The sequence below is a fragment of the Prauserella shujinwangii genome (assembly GCF_003001955.1).
Lineage (GTDB): Bacteria > Actinomycetota > Actinomycetes > Mycobacteriales > Pseudonocardiaceae > Qaidamihabitans > Qaidamihabitans shujinwangii.
Genome location: NZ_PVNH01000006.1, coordinates 240,441 through 258,886, shown reverse-complemented (window position 1 = coordinate 258,886; position 18,446 = coordinate 240,441). Strand labels below are relative to the sequence as shown.

The following is an 18,446-nucleotide window of genomic DNA, read 5'->3' as shown; positions in this document are numbered from 1 at the left end:
CTGGATTCACCCATCGTCGTTCTCGCCGGAGCTGGCCACGGTCACGACGGCGTCCCGCAGCGCGGCGCGCAGTCTGCCCACGTCCAGCGGGGCGAGCACCGCCGCCTCGCCCGGTGGCGCCACCAGCACCACCCGGTCGTTGCTGACGAAGACGGTCAGCTCGCGTCGCCTGCCTGCGATGTCCCGGCACGCGATCGCCCATTCGTCTCGCACTGCCACGTCGTCTCGCCCTTCGTCCAGTCGGGTCTCGTGCGTTGTGCGGGTGGGACGACCGGGGGCAGGGGCCATGACGCGTTCCGCGCGAACGATGTGTATCTGTTTTGCGCGGGCTGCCGTTACCGGCCCGGCGCGGTACCGTCGGATCGGCAGCGCCACCGAAGCAGGGGAGCACTCCGATGCCCGGACCGCGGCGGGTCGTGATCGTCGGGAGCGGCCTGGCCGGAGCCACGGCGGCGGCGAGCCTGCGCGGCCGCGGTTTCGACGGCGAGGTGCTGGTGCTCGGTGCCGAGCGGCACCGGCCGTACGAGCTGCCGCCCCTGTCCAAGGCGGTCCTGCTCGGCGACACCGACGAACCCGACTGGGTGCACGACGAGGGTTTCTACGCCGAGCACGACATCGACCTGCGGCCCGGCGTGCCGGCGACCAGGGTGGAGCTCGGCGCCCGGGTGGTGACCGACGACCGGGGCGGGGAGCATCGCTACGACCGCCTGCTGCTCGCCACCGGCTCCCGGCCGCGGGTGCTGCCGGTGCCGGGCGGGGACCTGCCCGGACTGTGGACGCTGCGCACCCTCGACGACGCGCTGGGCCTGCGTGCGGCGCTGGTGTCCGCGCGGCGGGTCGTGATCGTCGGGGCGGGCTGGATCGGCACCGAGGCCGCCGCGGCCGCACACCACCACGGCGCCGAGGTCACCGTCGTCGACCAGGCTCCCGGCCCGCTGCACGACGTGCTCGGCGACGAGGTGTCCGCCGTGTTCCGCGACCTGCACACCGAGCACGGCGTCCGGTGGCGGCTCGGCGCGAAGATCGACGCGGTCACCGGCGGGCCGGACGGCGTCACCGGGGTGCGCCTGGCCGACGGGAGCGAGGTGACCGGCGACGTGGTGCTGGTGGCGGTCGGCGCCGAGCCGAGGATCGACCTGGCCCACCGGGCCGGGCTCGAACCGGCCGACGACGGTGGGGTCGGCGTGGACGCGGGCCTGCGCACGGCGGCGCCCGACGTCTTCGCGGCCGGCGACATCGCGTCCCACTTCCATCCCCGCCACGGCAGGCGGGTGCGGGTGGAGCACTGGGCCGCGGCCAAGGACCAGGGCGAGCACGTGGCGGGCAACCTGCTCGGCGAGCACGAGCCGTACACCGCGAGTCCGTTCTTCTTCTCCGACCAGTACGACCTGGGCTGTGAGTACCGGGGCCTCGCCGATCCAGGCACCGACCGGCTCGTGGTGCGCGGCGACCTCGCCGACCGCGCGTTCGTGGCGTTCTGGCTGCGCGACGGCCGCGTCACCGCCGCGCTGAACGTGAACGTGTGGGATCACGGCGACGCGCTCCAGCGGATCGTTGACGGGCAGCTGGCCGTTGACGACGACATGCTCACGCGTGGGGACCTTGCGAGCGCGGAGTGACCGCCGGTACTGCGCGCCAGCAAAGTGATCGGATTAGTGCGGCTGCCGGATGAGGTCGGCCGGTACCCTGACGGCATGGGCACGCCTGACGTTGGCCGGAACCTTCGGGCGATCAGGCACGCGCGGGGCAAGTCGCTCGCTGTCGTGGCCGGGCTCGCCGGTATCTCGGCTAGCTACCTGTCGCGGCTGGAAAGCGGCGAGCGTGCCCTGGACAGGCGTTCACTCATCGTTGCACTCGCGAACGCGCTGGACGTTGCGCCCAGTGAGATCACCCGTACGGCCGTGACGACGGCGGGCGAGCTGGACGAGGATCGTTCGCTCAACGACGTTCGGCTGTCGCTGCTCAGTGCGAGCATGAATGAACCGCGCGGACGCGTCGCGCCGCTTGACGAGCTACGCGCACGTACTGAGGAAGTCCTTACGGCGCAACGGGATTGCGACTATGCGCTGGTCGGCGCGAAGCTTCCCGGTCTTGTTCGCGACCTGCATACGACATTGCGCGCCAACCGCGACGAGCGTGAGGTTCTCCGTCTGCTCGTGATGACGCACGTACAAGGTACGCAAGCGTGGTTGGGCGATATCGGGGCGAGTCTTGACCTCGCGTGGCAGGCGAGTTCCCTCGCGAAGCAAGCCGCCGAGCGCCTTGACGAGCCGTTGTACGACGCTGTGAGCGCCTTCGGGACGGCGTTCGGCCTGATCGGTGCTGGTGGGTTCGGGCTGGCGCGAGACAGCCTGTCCGCCGCCGACCCTGGTACCGATACGCCGGAAGCGGCACAGGTGAGCGGGATGCTCGCTCTCACATTGTCGCTCGTGTCGGCTGCGAGCAAGGATCATGCTGAGCGCGTCGCGGCGCTGGAGCACGCCGGTGATCTTGCCGAGCACACGGGCGAGGGGGACGCGCTGTACTTCGGGTTCGGCCCGTCCAATGTCGGTGTGTGGCGCATGAGCGTCGCGCTCGAAGCGGGCGAGCACGCCGAAGCGGCGAGGATCGCGGAAACCGTGAACCCGGACGCGCTGCCTTCCCCGACCCGCCTGTCCGCGTACTACCGCGAGTACGGGCGGGCACTCGCGCGCTTGCCGAAGCAACGCGACAATGCCGTGATGATGCTGCGCCGGGCGGAGATGATCTCGCCCGCCAGGATTCACCGGCACCCCTTCATGCGGTCGGTGCTCGCTGAGCTACTTGCCAGGGCGAAGCGTGATGCCGTGGGGCGCGAGTTGCGGGGGATGGCGTACCGGGCGGGGTTGCCCGTCTAGCGTCGTACGAACGGGTGATTGCCACCGTGGCAACAACCTCCGTGTGAGCTGATCAACGCTCAGCGCATGAGCACCGTGACGGCTTTCGCACGTTACCGGCGGGGCGCCGTGGGTGAGACGCGGAGGAGCGTGCATCTCGTACCGCTCCCGACCGACACCTTCGCGCTCGGCGATGTACCGCAACGGCTCACCGCGCTGTGTGGCGAGGCTTTCCTCGCGGGGCAAGGTGAACGGCTCGATCGTCTCGCAGGGATGCCGTGTGAGACGTGCCTCGTGCGCGTACGAGCGAGCGAGGGCCGGGGTGAGCTTGCATGAGCGGCACGGCCACACGAGCACACGAGATCATCGATGTCTACGGCATCCGGCACCGGGAACGTGACGGCGTGCTCTACCTGTCGCACGAGAAACGGCAAGCGCTCGCCGTCGCGCGGTGCGGGCAGGTGATCTTTCATCGAGGCGACGCGAGCCAGCCTGAGCCTTGTGAAGTGTGCTATGCGCGTTGAGTGAAACGACGTGGCCTCATCGCAGGTGCCGAACGTCGCCAGCAAGATCACGTGGGCGCCTCGCCGATCCAGGCACCGGCCGGCTCGTGGTGCGCGGCGACCTCGCCGACCGCGCGTTCGTGGCGTTCTGGCTGCGCGACGGCCGCGTCACCGCCGCGCTGAACGTGAACGTGTGGGATCACGGCGACGCGCTCCAGCGGATCGTTGACGGGCAGCTGGCCGTTGCCGAGGAGACGCTGCGGACCGGCGATCTCCCCGCCGTGGGTTAGGCCGGTGCGCTCGCGGGCCGTCCCGCCAGGAACAGGAAGCTCGCCAGGGACAGCACCCCGAAGCTCGCCATGATCGTGGCCATCGGCACCGCCGAGTCCTCGCCGAACACGCCGACGAGCGGTGAGGCGGCCCCGCCGATCACGAACTGCACCACGCCGAGCAGTGCCGAGGCCGAGCCCGCGGAGCGTGGGTGGTTGGCCAGCGCGAGCGAGTTCGAGTTCGGCATGATCAGCCCGATGCTCGACACGACGAGGAACAGCGGGGGCAGCAGCCCGGGCAGCCCGAGGCCGAGCAGGGCGGCGATCACCAGCGCCGCCGAGCCGAGCGTCGCCATGAACAGGCCGGTGGCGAGCAGCGTGCGCTCCTGCACCCGGCCCACGATGCGGCCGTTGACCTGGCCGGCGAGCACGATCCCGGCGCCGTTGACGCCGAAGACCACGCTGTACTCCTGCGGGCTGAGCCCGTACACGCCCTGCAGCACGAACGACGAGCCCGCGATGTAGCTGAACATCGCCGCGAAGATCATGCCCGCGGCCAGCGCGTAACCGAGGAACGCGCGGTCGCGCAGCAGGGCGCCGTAGGTGCGCAGCACGCGGCCCAGCCGGGCCGGGGAGCGCAGGTGCGGGGGCAGCGGTTCCGGCAGCGCGAACGCCGCCACGGCCAGCAGCAGGGCGCCGAACGCGGTCAGCGTCAGGAACACCCCGCGCCACGACGTCCAGGTGAGCACCTGCCCGCCGAGGACCGGGGCCAGGATCGGCGCCAGCCCGGTGACCAGCATGAGCATGGAGAAGAACCGGGTCATCGCGGTGCCGGAGAACAGGTCGCGCACGGTCGCGCGCGCCACCACGATGCCCGCGGCCGCGCCGACGGCCTGCACCGCCCTGGCCGCGATCAGCAGCTCCGCCGACGGGCTCACGGCGCACAGCACCGACGCGGCCACGTAGATCGCGATGCCCACGAGCAGCGGCCTGCGCCTGCCCAGCGCGTCCGACAGCGGGCCGATCACGAGCTGACCCAGGGCCAGCCCGACGATGAACGACGACAGGGTGAGCTGGAGGGTGGCGTCGGTGGTGCCGAGGTCGGCGGCCATGCTCGGCAGCGCGGGCAGGTACATGTCCACCGACAGCGGCCCGAACGCGGTGAGCCCGCCGAGGACGAGCGCGTAGCGCAGCCGGCGTGGCGGGTGCGCCCGGGAGTCGTCGGTGGTGGCGGGTCTCGTCGCGGTGTGCGCGCTCAAGGTCTGGCCCCTCCCGGTGGATTCCACGGATGCACGGCTGCCGGTCCCGCTCGAATAACTTGCGTAGAGACACTAAATATTCCACCGCCGCCCGGTGAGAGCCATCACTTTTCGCTGCCCGGACGGGCGTGACCTAGGGTTTTCGCACCCGGGTATCCAGGGAAGGAGGGCAGCGTGGCCGATCTCGCCGAGGAGATGGCGCGGATGCTCAGCACGCGCCTCGACACCCTCACCGACGACCTGGTCGCCGACATCCTCGCGGAGAACCCCGGCTACCACGACGCGGCGCTGGTGACCCTGGCCGAGCTGCGCCGCTCCTGTCGCACCAACCTGCAGCGGGTGCTGCAGATCCTCGGGAACACCGTGCCGCCGGGCGACAACCCGTTCGACGCGGCGGCCACCACCGGCACCCGCAGGGCCGAGCAGCGGGTACCGCTCGACTCCGTGCTGCGCTCGTTCCGGCTCGGCGGGCGCGTCATCTGGCGGGGCATGGTCCGGATGGCGAAGGAGGACGACCGCGTCGACCGCGACCGGCTGCTCGACGTGGCCACCACCGTGTGGACGGTGGTCGACGAGGCGTCCTCCGAGGTGGCCAGGGCCTACCGGCACACCGAGCTGCAGCTGCGCAGGCTCGACGAGCACCGCAGGCACGCGCTGGTCGGCGACCTGCTGCGCGGCCGGGGCCGCGAGCCGGGCTTCGCCGAGCAGGCGGGCAGTGAGCTCGGTCTGCCGCACGACAGCGCCTACGTCGTCCTCGTCGCCGACCTCGCCGCCGACGGCACGCCGGGGCTCGCGATGCCGCAGGACACGCTGGCCGGCTACGGCGTGCGCTCGGTGTGGGAACCGAGGGAGCAGACGATGGTCGGCCTGGTCGCGCTGGAGCGCCGCGACCTCACCGGCGTGCTCGACCTGCTCCGCGGCGGTGTCCGCGCCCGCGTCGGCGTCAGTCCCGCCGTGCCGGGCCTGGCCGAGGTCGGGGTCGGCCACGATCTCGCCCGGCTGGCGCTGCGCACGCTGCCCGCCGACGGCAAGGGCCTCGCCGTGCTGGACGAGCGGCTGCCCGAGGCGCTCGTGGCCCGGTCTCCCGAGCTGGCCGACCGGCTGCTGCACGGCGTGCTCGGGCCGCTGCTGCGGCTGCCCGCCGCGGAACGCGACGTGCTGCTCACCACGCTGGCCGAGTGGCTGCGGAGCAACCGCTCGGCCGCGGCCACCGCCGCGCGGCTGTACTGCCACCGGAACACGGTGCTCAACCGCTTGCGCAGGCTGGAGGCGCTGCTGGGGCGGTCGATGCAGGACCACGAGGCGGGGCTGGCACTGTCGTTGGCCCTCATCGCCCACGCGGCCAGGGACGGTGACCGCCCTGCACAACGCGGAGCAGGACATTCTGGGCAAACGGACTAGTGCCCCTACTCCGTTCGGCTGGTAGGAAAGACGTGGCGCCGGTCACACGACGGAGTGTGCGGACTCGAGCACGCGTGGTGTGGGCGGCGGCCCGCCCAGCCCTCCCACCACGCCCGGAGATGCGATGCCCGACTCCACCGTCCCGGTCGGCAGGCGCGCGTTCCTCGCCCGCCTCGGCCTGCTCGGCGCGGCCGTCGGTGTCGGCGGACTGCTGCCTCGCAGCGCGCTGACCCCGCCCGCGGCCGCCGCCCAGAACGACCTGCTGCCCGATGCCGTGGGCCTGCTCAGGCCCGTGCTCGCCGAACTCGCGCGGGACACGCTCAACGGCCTGTCCGTGTTCGCGCTGCCCGGGCCGGACGCCTACTCGGCGGCGCAGGGCACGCCCGGCGACACCCCCGGCGCGCTCGAGGCGGGCACCACCGACTTCCTGCTCGACGCCCTCGACAACTTCGTCCCCTTCCCCGACGAGCTCGCCCGGCCGGTCGGCGCCGCGCTGGCCACCGGCCTCGCGGACAGCGCGGTCCCGCTGCCGGGGGCCGACCTGCTGCCCGGCCAGCTGGGCACGCTCGACCGGGCGTTCTCCGCGCTGCTGGAGAACGACGCGACGATCCCGCTGTCCTTCCCCATCGCGGGCATGCTCAACCTGCTCGCCACCCAGGTGAACCCGCTCGCGGTGAACGGCGCGTTCCTCTCGCCGTTCGCGCGGCTCTCCTACGCGGAGAAGGCGCGGGCCTTCGAACTCCTCGAAGGACCCGACTCCGACCTCGTCGCCACGCTCGACGTGCACTTCCCCGAGCCGCTGAAGCACTCCGTCTCCGGGCTGCTGAAGTTCGTCGGCGGCGCGCTCATCGAGTTCGCCAGCTTCGGCTCCTACACCGAGTACGCCGTGTTCGACGCGGAGACCAGGCAGCTGACGGCGCGGCCCGTCGGCTGGCGGCTCACCGGCTACCAACCCGAAGGGCCCGTCGAGGGCTGGGACGACTTCATCGGCTACTACCAGGGTCGCACGGAGGTGCGTGACTGATGCGGGACGTGATCGTCATCGGCGCCGGAGGCGGCGGCCCCGTCGTCGCCAAGGAACTCGCCGCCCAGGGACTCGACGTGCTCGTGCTGGAGGCCGGCCCGCGGCACGCCGATCCGCGGGCACAGTGGACGAGCTTCGAGAACGACGCCAACAACCCGCTCACCGGCTACTTCCGGCTCGGTCCCACCGACCGGTCGAAGCCGGCGTGGTTCCGCGAGTGGTCGCAGAACAGCTTCGTGTGGCAGCTCTCCGGCGTCGGCGGCACCACCCAGCACTTCTACGGCAACTACCCGCGTGCCTACCCCGGTGTGTTCAGCGGCTACGAGGGGCCCGACCGCAACGAATACGACATCGAGCACCGGTTCCCGTTCTCCTACGCCGAGATGGTGCCGTACTTCGAATGGGTCGAGGCGACCGCGCCGGTGATGACGGCGGCCATGGGCACCAAGGAGGCGGTGTTCTTCCGCGGCTGCGAGACACTCGGGCTGCCCGTGCAGACCACGAAGACCACGACGGGACCGTCGTACCGGCCGCAGGAGAACGCGATCCTGCAACCCGGCGGGAACGCGGGGCGCACCACCGACCGCGATCTGCTGGCCTACCCGCAGGCCACCGGCTGCACGTTCTGCGGCTACTGCTTCCAGGGCTGCATGCGGCCCGTCGGGGCGCCGCGCAACCAGTTCGCCAAGCGCTCCACCGACAACAGCTACGTTCCGATGGCGCTCACCGCCGACGTGTGGGCGCCCGGCGGCAGGCCGGTCGACCTGGTCACCGACGCCTTCGTCACGCGGATCCACACCGAGCGCCGCGGCGGCGCGCTCACCGCGACGGGCGTCACCTGGCGCGACAACGCCTCCGGCGCCGAGCACCGCGAGGACGCCCGCGTGGTCGTCATGGCGGGTGGCTGCACCGAGAACCCGAGGCTGTGGTTCAACAGCGGCCTGCCCAACCCCAACGACTGGGTCGGCCGCGGCTACACCGACCACTTCTTCGACTGGGTGATCGGCGCCTTCGACGACGACACCGGCAACCCCAAGGGCGTCGGCTCGTCGGCGCGGCTGGACTTCCCGCCCTACGGCGGGCTGGAGAACGTCGGCCTGCCACCCGCCCTCAACGCGTTCTCCACCACCCTGTCCGACAGCGGCATCCGCGGCCAGTACACCAACGGGCGCGGTCCCACCGGTCCGTGGGACGGTCCCGCCGGACGGGTCATGGGGCCGGAACTGAAGGAACTCGTCGCCGGCGGCCTGGACCGGTTGCTCAGCGTCCTGGTGATCACGGACGACGACGTGGAACGGGACAACCGGGTGACGCTCTCGGCGCTGCCCGCCGACGAGAACGGCCCGATCCCCAAGATCAGCTTCCGGCACCGCGCCCGGACCGCCCGCACCACGCGCAACCGCGAGTTCATGGCCCGCAAGGCGGCGGAGCTGCTGCGCGGTGCGGGGGCGCGGAAGGTGTACCGGATCGACTGGGCGCCGCTGATCCTGCACGTCCAGTCGTCGATGCGGATGGGCGAGTCGGAGCGGAACTCGGTGCTCGACGCCAACGCCGAGTCGCGCGCCGTCCGGCGGCTGTTCATCGCCGACAACTCCGCGCTGCCCAACGCGCTCGGCGGACCCAACCCGACGCTCACCACGCAGGCGCTGGCCACCCGCACCGCGGAGAAGATCTTCCAGCGCTACTTCGGCGGTGACCCCTGGGTGGCCACCGGTGCACCGGTGGTCTCGACCGACCCGAGGATCAGCGTGCGGCTGGGCGAACTGGGGCTGTGATCTCCTGCCCCGCCTCGTGAGTGGCGACCGTGGTTCTTACCACGGTCACCACTCACGAGGGCAGGGCCACGGGCATCACGAGCGTGGTGAACCCGCCCTGGTCGGCCGAGCGCACCACGACCGGGGAGACGTCGTCGGCGATCTCGAGCAGCACGTCCGGCCCCACGCTCGCCGCCAGCGCCGGGCCGAGGACCGCCGGGTCGAACGCCATTCGCGGCGGCGGGCCGGAACACGTGGCGGGCAGCGCGCGGTCCCCGGCCCGCAGCACTCCGTCGCCGCCGTCGAGAACCACCCGGTCCCCGGCCGACTCGACCGCGGCCAGCAGCTCCCGCCTGCCGGTCAGCACCCGGTGGGCGGGGGCCGCGAGCGCGGCCAGCACCGTCCGGTAGTCCGGGAACTCCGCCCGGGTCACCGGCAGTTCCCGCACGGCTCCGCCGCCTGCCAGCCGGGTCCCCGCCGTGCCGCTCTCGATCGTGACCTCGGCCAGTCCCCGGGCCCACGCCGAGGCCTCCACCAGGGCCGCGCCCGGGACGAGCAGCTCCCGGGGGTCGCCCTCGGCCCCGAGCGGCCGCAGCTCCCGCACGGCGAGCCGGTACCGGTCGGTGGCGACGAGCCGCACCTCCTCCCCGGTGAGCTCCAGCAGCACGCACGCCAGCGCGGGGACGTCGTCGGTCGCCGCCGCCGAGGGCACCACCTGCCGCACCGCACTCGCCAGCTCCGGTCCACCGAGCCGCACCTCGGTGTGCCCGGCGTCGGGCAGCGCCCGCAGCACCCCCGCGAGCGCCGCCTGCGCCGAGACCGCCCGCTCCCGCAGCGTGCGGGCGTGCGCCCGCAGCACCCGCCTGGCCTCGGCGGGGGAGCCGTCGAGGACCGCGGCGACGTCGGGCAGCGGCAGGCCGGCCGCGCGCAGCTCCCGCAGCCGTTCCGCCCTGGGCTGCTGGCCGGGGTCGTAGAAGCGGTAGCCGCTGGACTCGTCGGTCCGCGCGGGCCGCAGCACACCGCAGTCGTCGTAGAAGCGCAGCGCGCTCGGGGTCAGGCCGGTCCGGCGGGCGAACTCGCCGATGCTCAGGTCGTCGGGCATGGCAGGAATTCTGGGCGTTCGACCGACTCGAAGGTCAACCCGGCGAGCGTGCGTAGGATACCGACCGGTATGGACAGGCGTGGGGGGAACGGAGAGGGAGGTGCACGTGACCGAACGGTTCGGTTCCTACCAGAACGAGATCTACCTGCAGGGCTACGGCGGGACCACACCCGCGTTCACCACCGACGCGACCCGGCTCGAGGAGTCCGCGGCGGACCTGCTGGAACCCGGGCCGTTCTGGTACGTGGCCGGCGCGGCGGGCTCCGGCGCCACCGCCAGGGCCAACCGCGCGGCGTTCGACCACTGGCGGATCGTGCCGCGGATGCTGACCGACGCCACCGAACGCGACCTGTCCACGACCGTGCTCGGCACGGAGCTGCCCGCGCCGGTGCTGCTGGCGCCCGTGGGCGTGCAGTCGATCGTGCACCCCGACGGGGAGCTGGCGACCGCGCGCGCGGCGGCGGGCCTGCGCCTGCCGATGGTGCTGTCCACGGCGTCGTCGCACAGCATCGAGGCCGTCGCCGAGGCGAGCGGCGACGGCCCCCGCTGGTTCCAGCTGTACTGGCCGAACGACCCGGACGTGTGCGGGAGCATCCTGCGCCGCGCGAAGGAGGCCGGCTACACGGCCCTCGTCGTCACGCTCGACACGTGGACGCTCGGCTGGCGGCCCGCCGATCTCGACGGTGCCTACCTGCCGTTCCTGAACGGCGACGGCCTCGCCGTGCCGTTCACCGACCCGGCGTTCCGGTCGCTGCTGGAGAAGACGCCGGAGGAGGACGCGCCCACGGCGATCCTGCGCTGGATCTCGATGGTCACCGGCACGGACCGGAACTGGTCCGCGCTGCCGTTCCTGCGCGAGCACTGGGACGGCCCCATCCTGCTCAAGGGCATCCAGCACGTGGACGACGCCCGCCGCGCCGTGGACGCCGGGATGGACGGGATCATCGTCTCCAACCACGGCGGCCGCCAGGTGGACGGCGCGGTCGCCGCGCTGGACATGCTGCCCGAGATCGCCACCGCGGTGGGTGAGCGCGCCACGGTCCTGTTCGACTCCGGCGTGCGCACCGGCGCGGACGTGCTCAAGGCGCTCGCGCTGGGGGCGCGTGCCGTGCTGGTCGGCAGGCCCTACGTCTACGGGCTGGCGCACGGCGGCGAGGACGGGGTGCGCCACGTGCTGCGCGGCCTGCTCGCCGACTTCGACCTGACGATGGGTCTTTCCGGGCACCGCACCGTCACTGAGCTCGACTCCACGGTGCTGCGCCGGGTGTGAAACTCCCGCTCGCCGCCGGGCGGGCGGGGCCGGTCCGGCTATGGTGGTAGGCGTATGTCCGCTTCCTCCCCGCTCGACGAGCTGCGTTCCCGCCTGCCCGGCCTGATGGCACGCGACGCGCACCGGCTGCGCCGGCGCATCGACGGCGCCCGCAAGGCGGGCGACCGGCAGGCGGTCGCCGCGCGCATCGCCGAGGACCTCGCCGAGGCGGAGCGGCGCGTGGAGCGCAGGCGGGCGGCCGTGCCGCGCATCTCCTACCCGGACGAGCTGCCGGTCAGCAGACGTCGCGACGACCTGGCCGAGGCGATCCGCGACCACCAGGTGGTGATCGTCGCGGGGGAGACCGGCTCGGGCAAGACGACGCAGCTGCCCAAGATCTGCCTCGACCTCGGGCTCGGCGTGCGCGGCCAGATCGGGCACACGCAGCCCCGGCGGCTCGCCGCCCGCACCGTGGCCGAGCGCATCGCCGCCGAGCTGAGGACCGAGCTGGGCGCGTGCGTCGGCTACAAGGTGCGGTTCACCGACACCTCCGGCGACGACACGCTGGTCAAGCTGATGACCGACGGCATCCTGCTCGCCGAGATCCAGCAGGACCGGATGCTGCGGCAGTACGACACGATCATCATCGACGAGGCGCACGAGCGCAGCCTCAACATCGACTTCCTGCTCGGCTACCTCAAGCAGCTGCTGCCGCGCCGCCCCGACCTCAAGGTGATCATCACCTCCGCGACGATCGACCCGGAGCGGTTCTCCCGGCACTTCTCCGGCGCGCCGATCGTCGAGGTGTCCGGCCGCACCTACCCGGTCGAGGTGCGCTACCGGCCGATCGTGGACCCCGACGACCCGGACGCCGACCCGGACCGCGACCAGGTGAGTGCCATCTCCGACGCGGTGCGCGAGCTCTGCGCCGAGGGGCCGGGCGACATCCTGGTGTTCCTCTCCGGGGAGCGGGAGATCCGCGACACCAACGAGGCGCTGACCGCCCTCGGCCTGCCGAACACCGAGGTGCTGCCGCTGTACGCGCGGCTGTCGGCCGCGGACCAGCACCGCGTGTTCCAGCCGCACACCGGCAGACGGATCGTGCTCGCCACCAACGTCGCCGAGACCTCGCTGACCGTGCCCGGCATCAAGTACGTCGTCGATCCCGGCACGGCGCGGATCTCCCGGTACAGTCACCGCACCAAGGTGCAGCGGCTGCCGATCGAGCCGATCTCGCAGGCGTCGGCCAACCAGCGCAAGGGCCGCTGTGGCCGCACGTCCGACGGCGTGTGCATCCGGCTGTACTCCGAAGCGGACTTCGCGGCGCGGCCCGAGTTCACCGATCCGGAGATCCTGCGCACCAACCTCGCCTCGGTCATCCTGCAGATGACCTCGCTCGGGCTCGGCGACATCGGGGCGTTCCCGTTCGTCGAACCGCCCGACCGCAGGCAGATCACCGACGGCACCCAGCTGCTGCAGGAGCTCGGCGCGTTCGAGCGGTCCGGGAAGGACAGCCGGGCGCGGCTGACCGACACCGGCCGCAAGCTCGCGCAGCTGCCCGTCGACCCGCGTATGGGCCGGATGATCGTCGAGGCCGACCGCAACGGCTGCGCCCGCGAGGTCATGATCATCGCCGCCGCACTGTCCATCCAGGACCCCCGGGAGCGACCCGCGGAGAAGCAGCAGGCCGCCGACGCCCAGCACGCCCGCTTCGCCGATCCCACCTCCGACTTCCTGGCTTACCTCAACCTCTGGAACTACCTCACCGAGCAGCAGAAGGCGCTGTCCAACAACCAGTTCCGGAAGCTGTGCCGCGCGGAGTACCTCAACTACCTGCGGGTGCGCGAGTGGCAGGACATCTACAGCCAGCTGCGGCAGCTCGCCAAGCCGCTCGGCATCACGGTGAACAGCGTCCCCGGTGACCCGCAGCGCATCCACACGTCGCTGATCGCGGGCCTGCTCTCGCACATCGGCCTGAAGGACCCGGCCAAGGGCGACTACCTGGGCGCCCGTGGCGCCCGGTTCGCCGTGTTCCCCGGTTCGGCGCTGTTCAAGAAGCAGCCGCGCTGGATCGCGGCCGCCGAGCTGGTGGAGACCTCGCGGCTGTGGGCGCGGGTCAACGCGCGCATCGAGCCGGAATGGGTGGAGCCGCTGGCCCAGCATCTGGTCAAGCGGACGTACTCGGAGCCGCACTGGGAACGCAAGCGCGGCGCGGTGATGGCCAACGAGCGCGTGACCCTGTACGGCGTCCCGCTCGTGGTCGGGCGGAAGGTCAACTACGGGCGGGTCGACCCGGAGCTGTCGCGGGAGCTGTTCATCCGGCACGCCCTCGTGGAGGGCGACTGGGACACCTCCCACCGGTTCTTCCACGACAACCGCGCTCTGCTCGAGGAGGTCGAGGAGCTCGAACACCGGGCGCGCCGCCGCGACATCCTCGTCGACGACGAGACGTTGTTCGCCTTCTACGACGAACGGATCCCGTCCGACGTGGTGTCGGCACGGCATTTCGACAGCTGGTGGAAGAAGGAGCGCGGGCGGACGCCCGACCTGCTGAACTTCGAGAAGACCATGCTGATCAACGCCACGGCGGGCGAGGTCAGCGAGACCGACTACCCGGGCACGTGGACGCAGTCGTCGCTGCGGTTCGACCTGACCTACCAGTTCGAGCCCGGCACCGGCGCCGACGGCGTGACCGTCCACATCCCCCTCCCGGTGCTCAACCAGGTGCGGCCGGAGGGCTTCGAGTGGCAGGTGCCGGGCCTGCGCGAGGAGCTGGTGACCGCGCTGATCAAGTCGCTGCCCAAGCAGCTGCGGCGCAACCTCGTGCCCGCGCCCGACACGGCACGGCAGGTGCTGGCCCGCGTCTCGCCTGCGGACGGTCCACTGCTGGAGGTGCTCGCCCGCGAGCTGGCCGCGCTGCGCGGCGTGACCGTGCCCTACGACGCGTGGGACTGGACCGCCGTGCCCGGCCACCTCAGGATGACGTTCCGGGTGCTCGGCGACCGTGGCCGGACCCTCGCCGAGGGCAAGGACCTCGACGAGCTCAAGGAACGGCTGAGCGGGCGGCTGCGGGCCACCATCTCGGCCGCGGCCGACAGCGTCGAACGCTCCGGCCTGCGCACGCCCGACTTCGGCGAGCTGCCCAGGGTGTTCCAGGGCAGGCAGCGCGAGCACGAGGTGAAGGCCTACCCGGCGCTGGTGGACGAGGGCGACAGCGTCGCCGTGCGCATGCTCGACACCCCCGAGCAGCAGCGGCGGGCGATGTGGGAGGGCACGCGGCGGCTGGTGCGGCTCAACGTGCCCTCGCCGATGAAGTACCTCAACCGCAACCTGGACAACCGGTCGAAGCTGGTGCTGGGCCGCAACCCGCACGGCAGTGTGGCGGCACTGCTGGAGGACTGCGTCGACTGCGCCGTCGACCGGCTCGTCACCGACGCCGGTGGTCCGGTGTGGACGGACGCCGAGTTCGGCGCGCTGCTGGAGAAGGTCCGTGGGGCGCTCAACCCCACCGTGCTGTCGGTGCTGCGCGAGGTGGAGAACGTCCTGCACGCCCTGCACGACACCGAGGCGAAACTGGCGGACACGCGCGGCGACGCGTTCGGAGAGTCGCTGGCCGACATGCGCGCGCAGATCGACGGGCTGGTGTACCCCGGTTTCGTCACCGCCACCGGCTACGACCGGCTGCCCGACCTCGTGCGCTACCTGCGCGCGATCGAGCGCAGGCTGGAGAAGCTGCCGAGTGACCCGGCCCGCGACGCCGAGCGGCTGCGGGAAATCGCGTGGCTGCGGCAGGAGTACCAGGCGGTGCTCGACACCCTCCCGCCGCACGCGGCACCGCGTCCTGAGCTGGCCGAGGTGCGGTGGATGATCGAGGAGCTGCGGGTGAGCTATTTCGCGCAGACGCTGCGCACCGCCTACCCGGTGTCGGCCAAGCGAATCCTGCGCGCACTGGACGCCGCCGCCTGACGCCGCCGTGTCCGCCGGCTGCGGACACGTGTTTGCGCCGTGCGACGCGGACACGCGCGCGCCGATGGCGGACACGCGCGCGCCGATGGCGGACACGCGCGCGCCGATGGCGGACACGCGCGCGCCGATGGCGGACACGCGCGCGCCGGTGGCGGACACGCGCGCGTGTGTAGTGTCCGGCGGTTCGGGCTATCCGGGACCCATGTCCGTGCTCACCCAGCCCTGGCCGCTGGGCTGGGCCATCGCGGTGTTCGTCCTGGCCGGCGCGCTGACCGTCGTCTGCAGCATCCGGCTGGCGAGTCTCGGTGACGCGCTCGCCGACCGAACGGGCTGGGGCGAGGCGTTCTTCGGCGCGGTGTTCTTCGGTGTGGCGTCGTCGTTGTCCGGCATCACGATGACCGGGGTCAGCGCCGCCCAGGGACAGCCGGAGCTCGCCTACAGCAACGCGGTGGGCGGGATCGCGGTACAGACGCTGGCGATCGTCGCCGCGGACGCCGCCCACCGGCGGGTCAACCTGGAGCACGCGGCGGCGTCGGTGCGCAACCTGCTGTTCGGATGCCTGCTCATCGTCCTGCTCGGGACCGGGCTGCTGGCGTCGCTCAGCCCGGACGTGACCGTCGCCGGGGTGCATCCGGCTTCGTTCGTCATGGTCGCGCTCTACGCGGGCGGGCTGAAGCTGATCCACGACCAGCGGGAGCCGATGTGGCGCGCGGTCAGCACGCGGGAGACCAAACCGGACGAACCGGAGGACCACGGCGCGCTCGGCAGGCGCCGCACGCGCACCCTGTGGGGCGAGTTCGTCCTGATCGCGGCCGTCGTGGTGGTCGGGGGCTGGGCCATCGCCCGCGCGGCGGAGAGCCTCGTCGTCCAGACGGGACTGGCCGCGGGGCTCGTCGGCGCTATCTTCATGGGCGTGGTCAACGCGCTGCCCGAGACCGTCACCGCCGTCGCGGCGGTCCGCCGGGGCGCGCTCACGCTGGCCGTGGCCGCCGTCATCGGCGGCAACAGCCTCGACGCGCTCAACCTCGTGCTCGGCGACGTGGTCTTCCGCGCGGGCTCGCTGTTCCACGCGGCCACCCCCGACCAGCTCTTCCTCACCGGCTCCGCGCTGCTCATGACGGCGGTGCTGCTCGGCGGCCTGCTGGTCCGGCAGCGCAGGGGCTGGTGGCGGCTCGGCTTCGACGGCGTCATGCTCGCCGCGATCTACGCCACCGCCGTGCTGATCCTCGCCTTCTGACGCGAGTCCCCCGCCCAGGACCGGAGCCGGTCGCACACCCCATCCCGCCGACCGCGGCACTTGCGTGCGGGAGCGGGGGACTCGCGGGTCACTTGGCGTCGGCGTAGCAGTCCACGACGGCGGCGGCCATGGGGAACCGCACCGGGCACGACGTGCCGAACACCAGCGCCGACGCCTCGCGGACCGACTCCTCCAGGCCGCTGCGCACGCGCTCGGCCAGGCCGGCGGGGGCGTGCACGAGCACCTCGTCGTGCTGGAAGAACACCAGACGCGCGGGTTCCGGCAGGCGGCCGCGCAGGGTGGCCAGCAGCACCGCCGTCCAGTCGGCGGCACTGGCCTGCACCACGAAGTTCCGGGTGAAGCGGCCCCAGTCCCGGGCCGCGCGGCGCGCGGTGCCCTCGTCGCCGGTGCCGCCGGTCAGCGCCCGCCACGCCGCCGAGGGCGGGGGCGAGGTGCGGCCCAGCCGCGACCGCACCACCTCGCCCCGCTCCCCGGCGAGCGCCGCGCGCTCCACGTACGACACCGCCTCCGGGAAGCGCTGCCGCAGCAACGCCAGCAGCGACGCCGCCTCGCCCGCGGTGCCGCCGTACATGGCCGACAGCATCGCGATCTTCGCCCGGCCCCTGTCGTCCGGCGTCCGCCCCCTGGCCTGCCCGAACATCGCGTCGGCGAGGCTGTCGTACAGGTCGGCCGACGCGGACACCCGCGCCAGCCCCCGGTCGCCCGACAGCGCGGCCAGCACCCTCGGCTCGAGCTGCGCGGCGTCGGCGACGACGAGCTTCCAGCCCGGATCGGCCCGCACGCACACCCGCAGCGCGCGCGGGATCTGCAGCGCCGCCCCGCCCCGGCTCGCCCACCGCCCGGACACCACGCCGCCCACCACGTACACCGGCCGGAACCGGTCGCCGTGCACCCAGTGCTCCAGCCACGCCCAGCCGTGTGCCGAGTGCAGCCGGGCCAGCTCCTTGTACTCCAGCAGCGGCTCGACCGCCGGGTGGTCGAGCGCGCGCAGCACGTGGGCCCGCGCGGACGGCACCTCGATGCCCGCCCGCCCGAACGCCCGCACCACGCTGCCGGGGTGGTCGGGGTTGACCGGCCTGCCGCCGAACGCCTCCTGGATCCGCTCGGCCAGCGCGGCGAGCTTCGGCGGGCGCTGCCCGGCGGGCACCCGGCCCCCGAGCAGCTCGGTGAGCAGCGCATCGTGCACGTCGGCGCGCCACGGCAGCCCGTCGGCCGACATCTCCGCCGCCGCGAGCGCGCTCGCCGACTCGGCCGCCACGAGCAGCCGCATCCGGTCCGGGTGGGGCACCCGCCCGATCCGCCGTCGCTGCTCGGCGAGCACGAGCTCCGCCGCGTCGAGCGGTGCCACGCCGCCGGGCAGGCCGGGGCCACGGGGCTGGAACAGCGCGGGCTGGTCGTCGAGTGCGGTGTACTCCACCTCGGCGGGCGGTTCCAGCCCGCGCGCCCGCGCGTAGGCGGCGGCCAGCGAGCGCGGCTGCTCGCCCCTCTCCTCGGCCGCCAGCAGCAGGCCCTCGGTGAGGGCGAGGTCGTGGCAGCGGCGTACCCGGACACCGCCGCCGAGCAGGGCCGGGTAGTCGTGCTCCACCGAGGTGAACACCCATCGGGGCCGCAGCTCGCGCTCCCACCCCGCCGCGTGCCGGGCCAGCTCGGCCGCGCTCAGCCCGCTCGCCGCGGGACCGCCCTCCGGGGCACGCGCGGCGAACGTGCCGTCCGGATCCCGCGCCACGATGATGTGCACGGGGTGATTCTGTGTGGTGCCACCGACAGCCTGTTCGACAACCGTACCTACTCGCGGGTAGGTTTCAC

Annotated in this window: 14 protein-coding genes; 10 read left to right on the top strand and 4 right to left on the bottom strand. The window is 72.8% G+C overall.

Annotated elements, in window-relative coordinates; translation table 11 throughout:
- Positions 1-6 precede the first annotated feature (6 nt).
- Positions 7-219, bottom strand: a complete 213-nt coding sequence (locus B0I33_RS16535; RefSeq protein WP_106179671.1) for a hypothetical protein — start codon at positions 217-219, stop codon at positions 7-9.
- A gap of 176 nt (positions 220-395) precedes the next feature.
- On the opposite strand from B0I33_RS16535, the gene B0I33_RS16530 reads away from it, so the two are divergent.
- The 4 genes from B0I33_RS16530 (at position 396) to B0I33_RS16515 (ending at position 3,648) form a co-directional block, all read left to right on the top strand.
- Positions 396-1,619: an NAD(P)/FAD-dependent oxidoreductase gene (locus B0I33_RS16530; RefSeq protein ID WP_106179670.1), complete on the top strand. Its 1,224-nt coding sequence runs from the start codon at positions 396-398 to the stop codon at positions 1,617-1,619.
- A gap of 75 nt (positions 1,620-1,694) precedes the next feature.
- Positions 1,695-2,876, top strand: a complete 1,182-nt coding sequence (locus tag B0I33_RS16525; protein ID WP_106179835.1) for a helix-turn-helix domain-containing protein — start codon at positions 1,695-1,697, stop codon at positions 2,874-2,876.
- A 311-nt stretch (positions 2,877-3,187) separates the two neighbouring features.
- Positions 3,188-3,379, top strand: coding sequence for a hypothetical protein (locus B0I33_RS29680; protein WP_146147513.1), 192 nt, complete (start codon positions 3,188-3,190; stop codon positions 3,377-3,379).
- On the top strand, positions 3,364-3,648 hold the full coding sequence (locus tag B0I33_RS16515) for an oxidoreductase C-terminal domain-containing protein (protein ID WP_106179668.1): 285 nt from the start codon (positions 3,364-3,366) through the stop codon (positions 3,646-3,648). Before B0I33_RS29680 ends, B0I33_RS16515 begins: the two co-directional genes overlap by 16 nt.
- Here B0I33_RS16515 and B0I33_RS16510 read toward each other — a convergent pair.
- The gene (locus B0I33_RS16510; protein WP_106179667.1) at positions 3,645-4,886 is read right to left on the bottom strand and encodes a Bcr/CflA family multidrug efflux MFS transporter; all 1,242 of its coding nucleotides are present in this window, start codon (positions 4,884-4,886) and stop codon (positions 3,645-3,647) included. The genes B0I33_RS16515 and B0I33_RS16510 overlap by 4 nt on opposite strands.
- 174 nt (positions 4,887-5,060) lie before the next feature.
- Here B0I33_RS16510 and B0I33_RS16505 point away from each other — a divergent pair, with 174 nt between their 5' ends.
- The 3 genes from B0I33_RS16505 to B0I33_RS16495 all read left to right on the top strand — a co-directional run bounded on the left by B0I33_RS16505 (position 5,061) and on the right by B0I33_RS16495 (position 9,086).
- Complete coding sequence (locus B0I33_RS16505) at positions 5,061-6,287, top strand: PucR family transcriptional regulator (RefSeq protein WP_106179666.1); 1,227 nt, start codon at positions 5,061-5,063, stop codon at positions 6,285-6,287.
- Between the two features lie 124 nt (positions 6,288-6,411).
- Complete coding sequence (locus B0I33_RS16500) at positions 6,412-7,311, top strand: hypothetical protein (RefSeq protein ID WP_106179665.1); 900 nt, start codon at positions 6,412-6,414, stop codon at positions 7,309-7,311.
- The gene (locus B0I33_RS16495; RefSeq protein WP_106179664.1) at positions 7,311-9,086 is read left to right on the top strand and encodes a GMC family oxidoreductase N-terminal domain-containing protein; all 1,776 of its coding nucleotides are present in this window, start codon (positions 7,311-7,313) and stop codon (positions 9,084-9,086) included. Before B0I33_RS16500 ends, B0I33_RS16495 begins: the two co-directional genes overlap by 1 nt.
- Positions 9,087-9,138: 52 nt before the next feature.
- On the opposite strand, the gene B0I33_RS16490 is transcribed toward B0I33_RS16495, so the two are convergent.
- The gene (locus B0I33_RS16490; protein WP_106179663.1) at positions 9,139-10,167 is read right to left on the bottom strand and encodes a DNA polymerase III subunit beta family protein; all 1,029 of its coding nucleotides are present in this window, start codon (positions 10,165-10,167) and stop codon (positions 9,139-9,141) included.
- A 106-nt stretch (positions 10,168-10,273) separates the two neighbouring features.
- Here B0I33_RS16490 and B0I33_RS16485 point away from each other — a divergent pair, with 106 nt between their 5' ends.
- From B0I33_RS16485 to B0I33_RS16475, 3 genes are all read left to right on the top strand, one after another.
- Positions 10,274-11,437 carry a lactate 2-monooxygenase gene (locus B0I33_RS16485; RefSeq protein ID WP_106179834.1) on the top strand — a complete coding sequence of 388 codons (1,164 nt, stop codon included), beginning with the start codon at positions 10,274-10,276 and terminating at the stop codon, positions 11,435-11,437.
- Positions 11,438-11,491: 54 nt separating this feature from the next.
- Complete coding sequence (gene hrpA, locus B0I33_RS16480) at positions 11,492-15,382, top strand: ATP-dependent RNA helicase HrpA (protein ID WP_106179662.1); 3,891 nt, start codon at positions 11,492-11,494, stop codon at positions 15,380-15,382.
- A gap of 64 nt (positions 15,383-15,446) precedes the next feature.
- The gene (locus B0I33_RS16475; RefSeq protein ID WP_245900750.1) at positions 15,447-16,619 is read left to right on the top strand and encodes a sodium:calcium antiporter; all 1,173 of its coding nucleotides are present in this window, start codon (positions 15,447-15,449) and stop codon (positions 16,617-16,619) included.
- An 88-nt stretch (positions 16,620-16,707) separates the two neighbouring features.
- Here the strand turns inward: B0I33_RS16475 and B0I33_RS16470 are convergent, their stop codons facing one another.
- Positions 16,708-18,378 (bottom strand): bifunctional 3'-5' exonuclease/DNA polymerase, encoded by a 1,671-nt coding sequence (locus B0I33_RS16470; RefSeq protein WP_106179661.1) that lies wholly within the window; start codon positions 18,376-18,378, stop codon positions 16,708-16,710.
- Positions 18,379-18,446: the final 68 nt, after the last annotated feature.

What these genes read in the sequence shown, in the direction of transcription:
- B0I33_RS16490 (WP_106179663.1), bottom strand. Translation starts at nt 10,167, where the DNA reads ATGCCCGACGACCTGAGCATCGGCGAGTTCGCCCGCCGGACCGGCCTG.
- B0I33_RS16530 (WP_106179670.1), top strand. Translation starts at nt 396, where the DNA reads ATGCCCGGACCGCGGCGGGTCGTGATCGTCGGGAGCGGCCTGGCCGGA.
- B0I33_RS16500 (WP_106179665.1), top strand. Translation starts at nt 6,412, where the DNA reads ATGCCCGACTCCACCGTCCCGGTCGGCAGGCGCGCGTTCCTCGCCCGC.
- B0I33_RS16525 (WP_106179835.1), top strand. Translation starts at nt 1,695, where the DNA reads ATGGGCACGCCTGACGTTGGCCGGAACCTTCGGGCGATCAGGCACGCG.
- B0I33_RS16495 (WP_106179664.1), top strand. Translation starts at nt 7,311, where the DNA reads ATGCGGGACGTGATCGTCATCGGCGCCGGAGGCGGCGGCCCCGTCGTC.
- hrpA (WP_106179662.1), top strand. Translation starts at nt 11,492, where the DNA reads ATGTCCGCTTCCTCCCCGCTCGACGAGCTGCGTTCCCGCCTGCCCGGC.
- B0I33_RS16475 (WP_245900750.1), top strand. Translation starts at nt 15,447, where the DNA reads ATGGCGGACACGCGCGCGCCGATGGCGGACACGCGCGCGCCGATGGCG.
- B0I33_RS29680 (WP_146147513.1), top strand. Translation starts at nt 3,188, where the DNA reads ATGAGCGGCACGGCCACACGAGCACACGAGATCATCGATGTCTACGGC.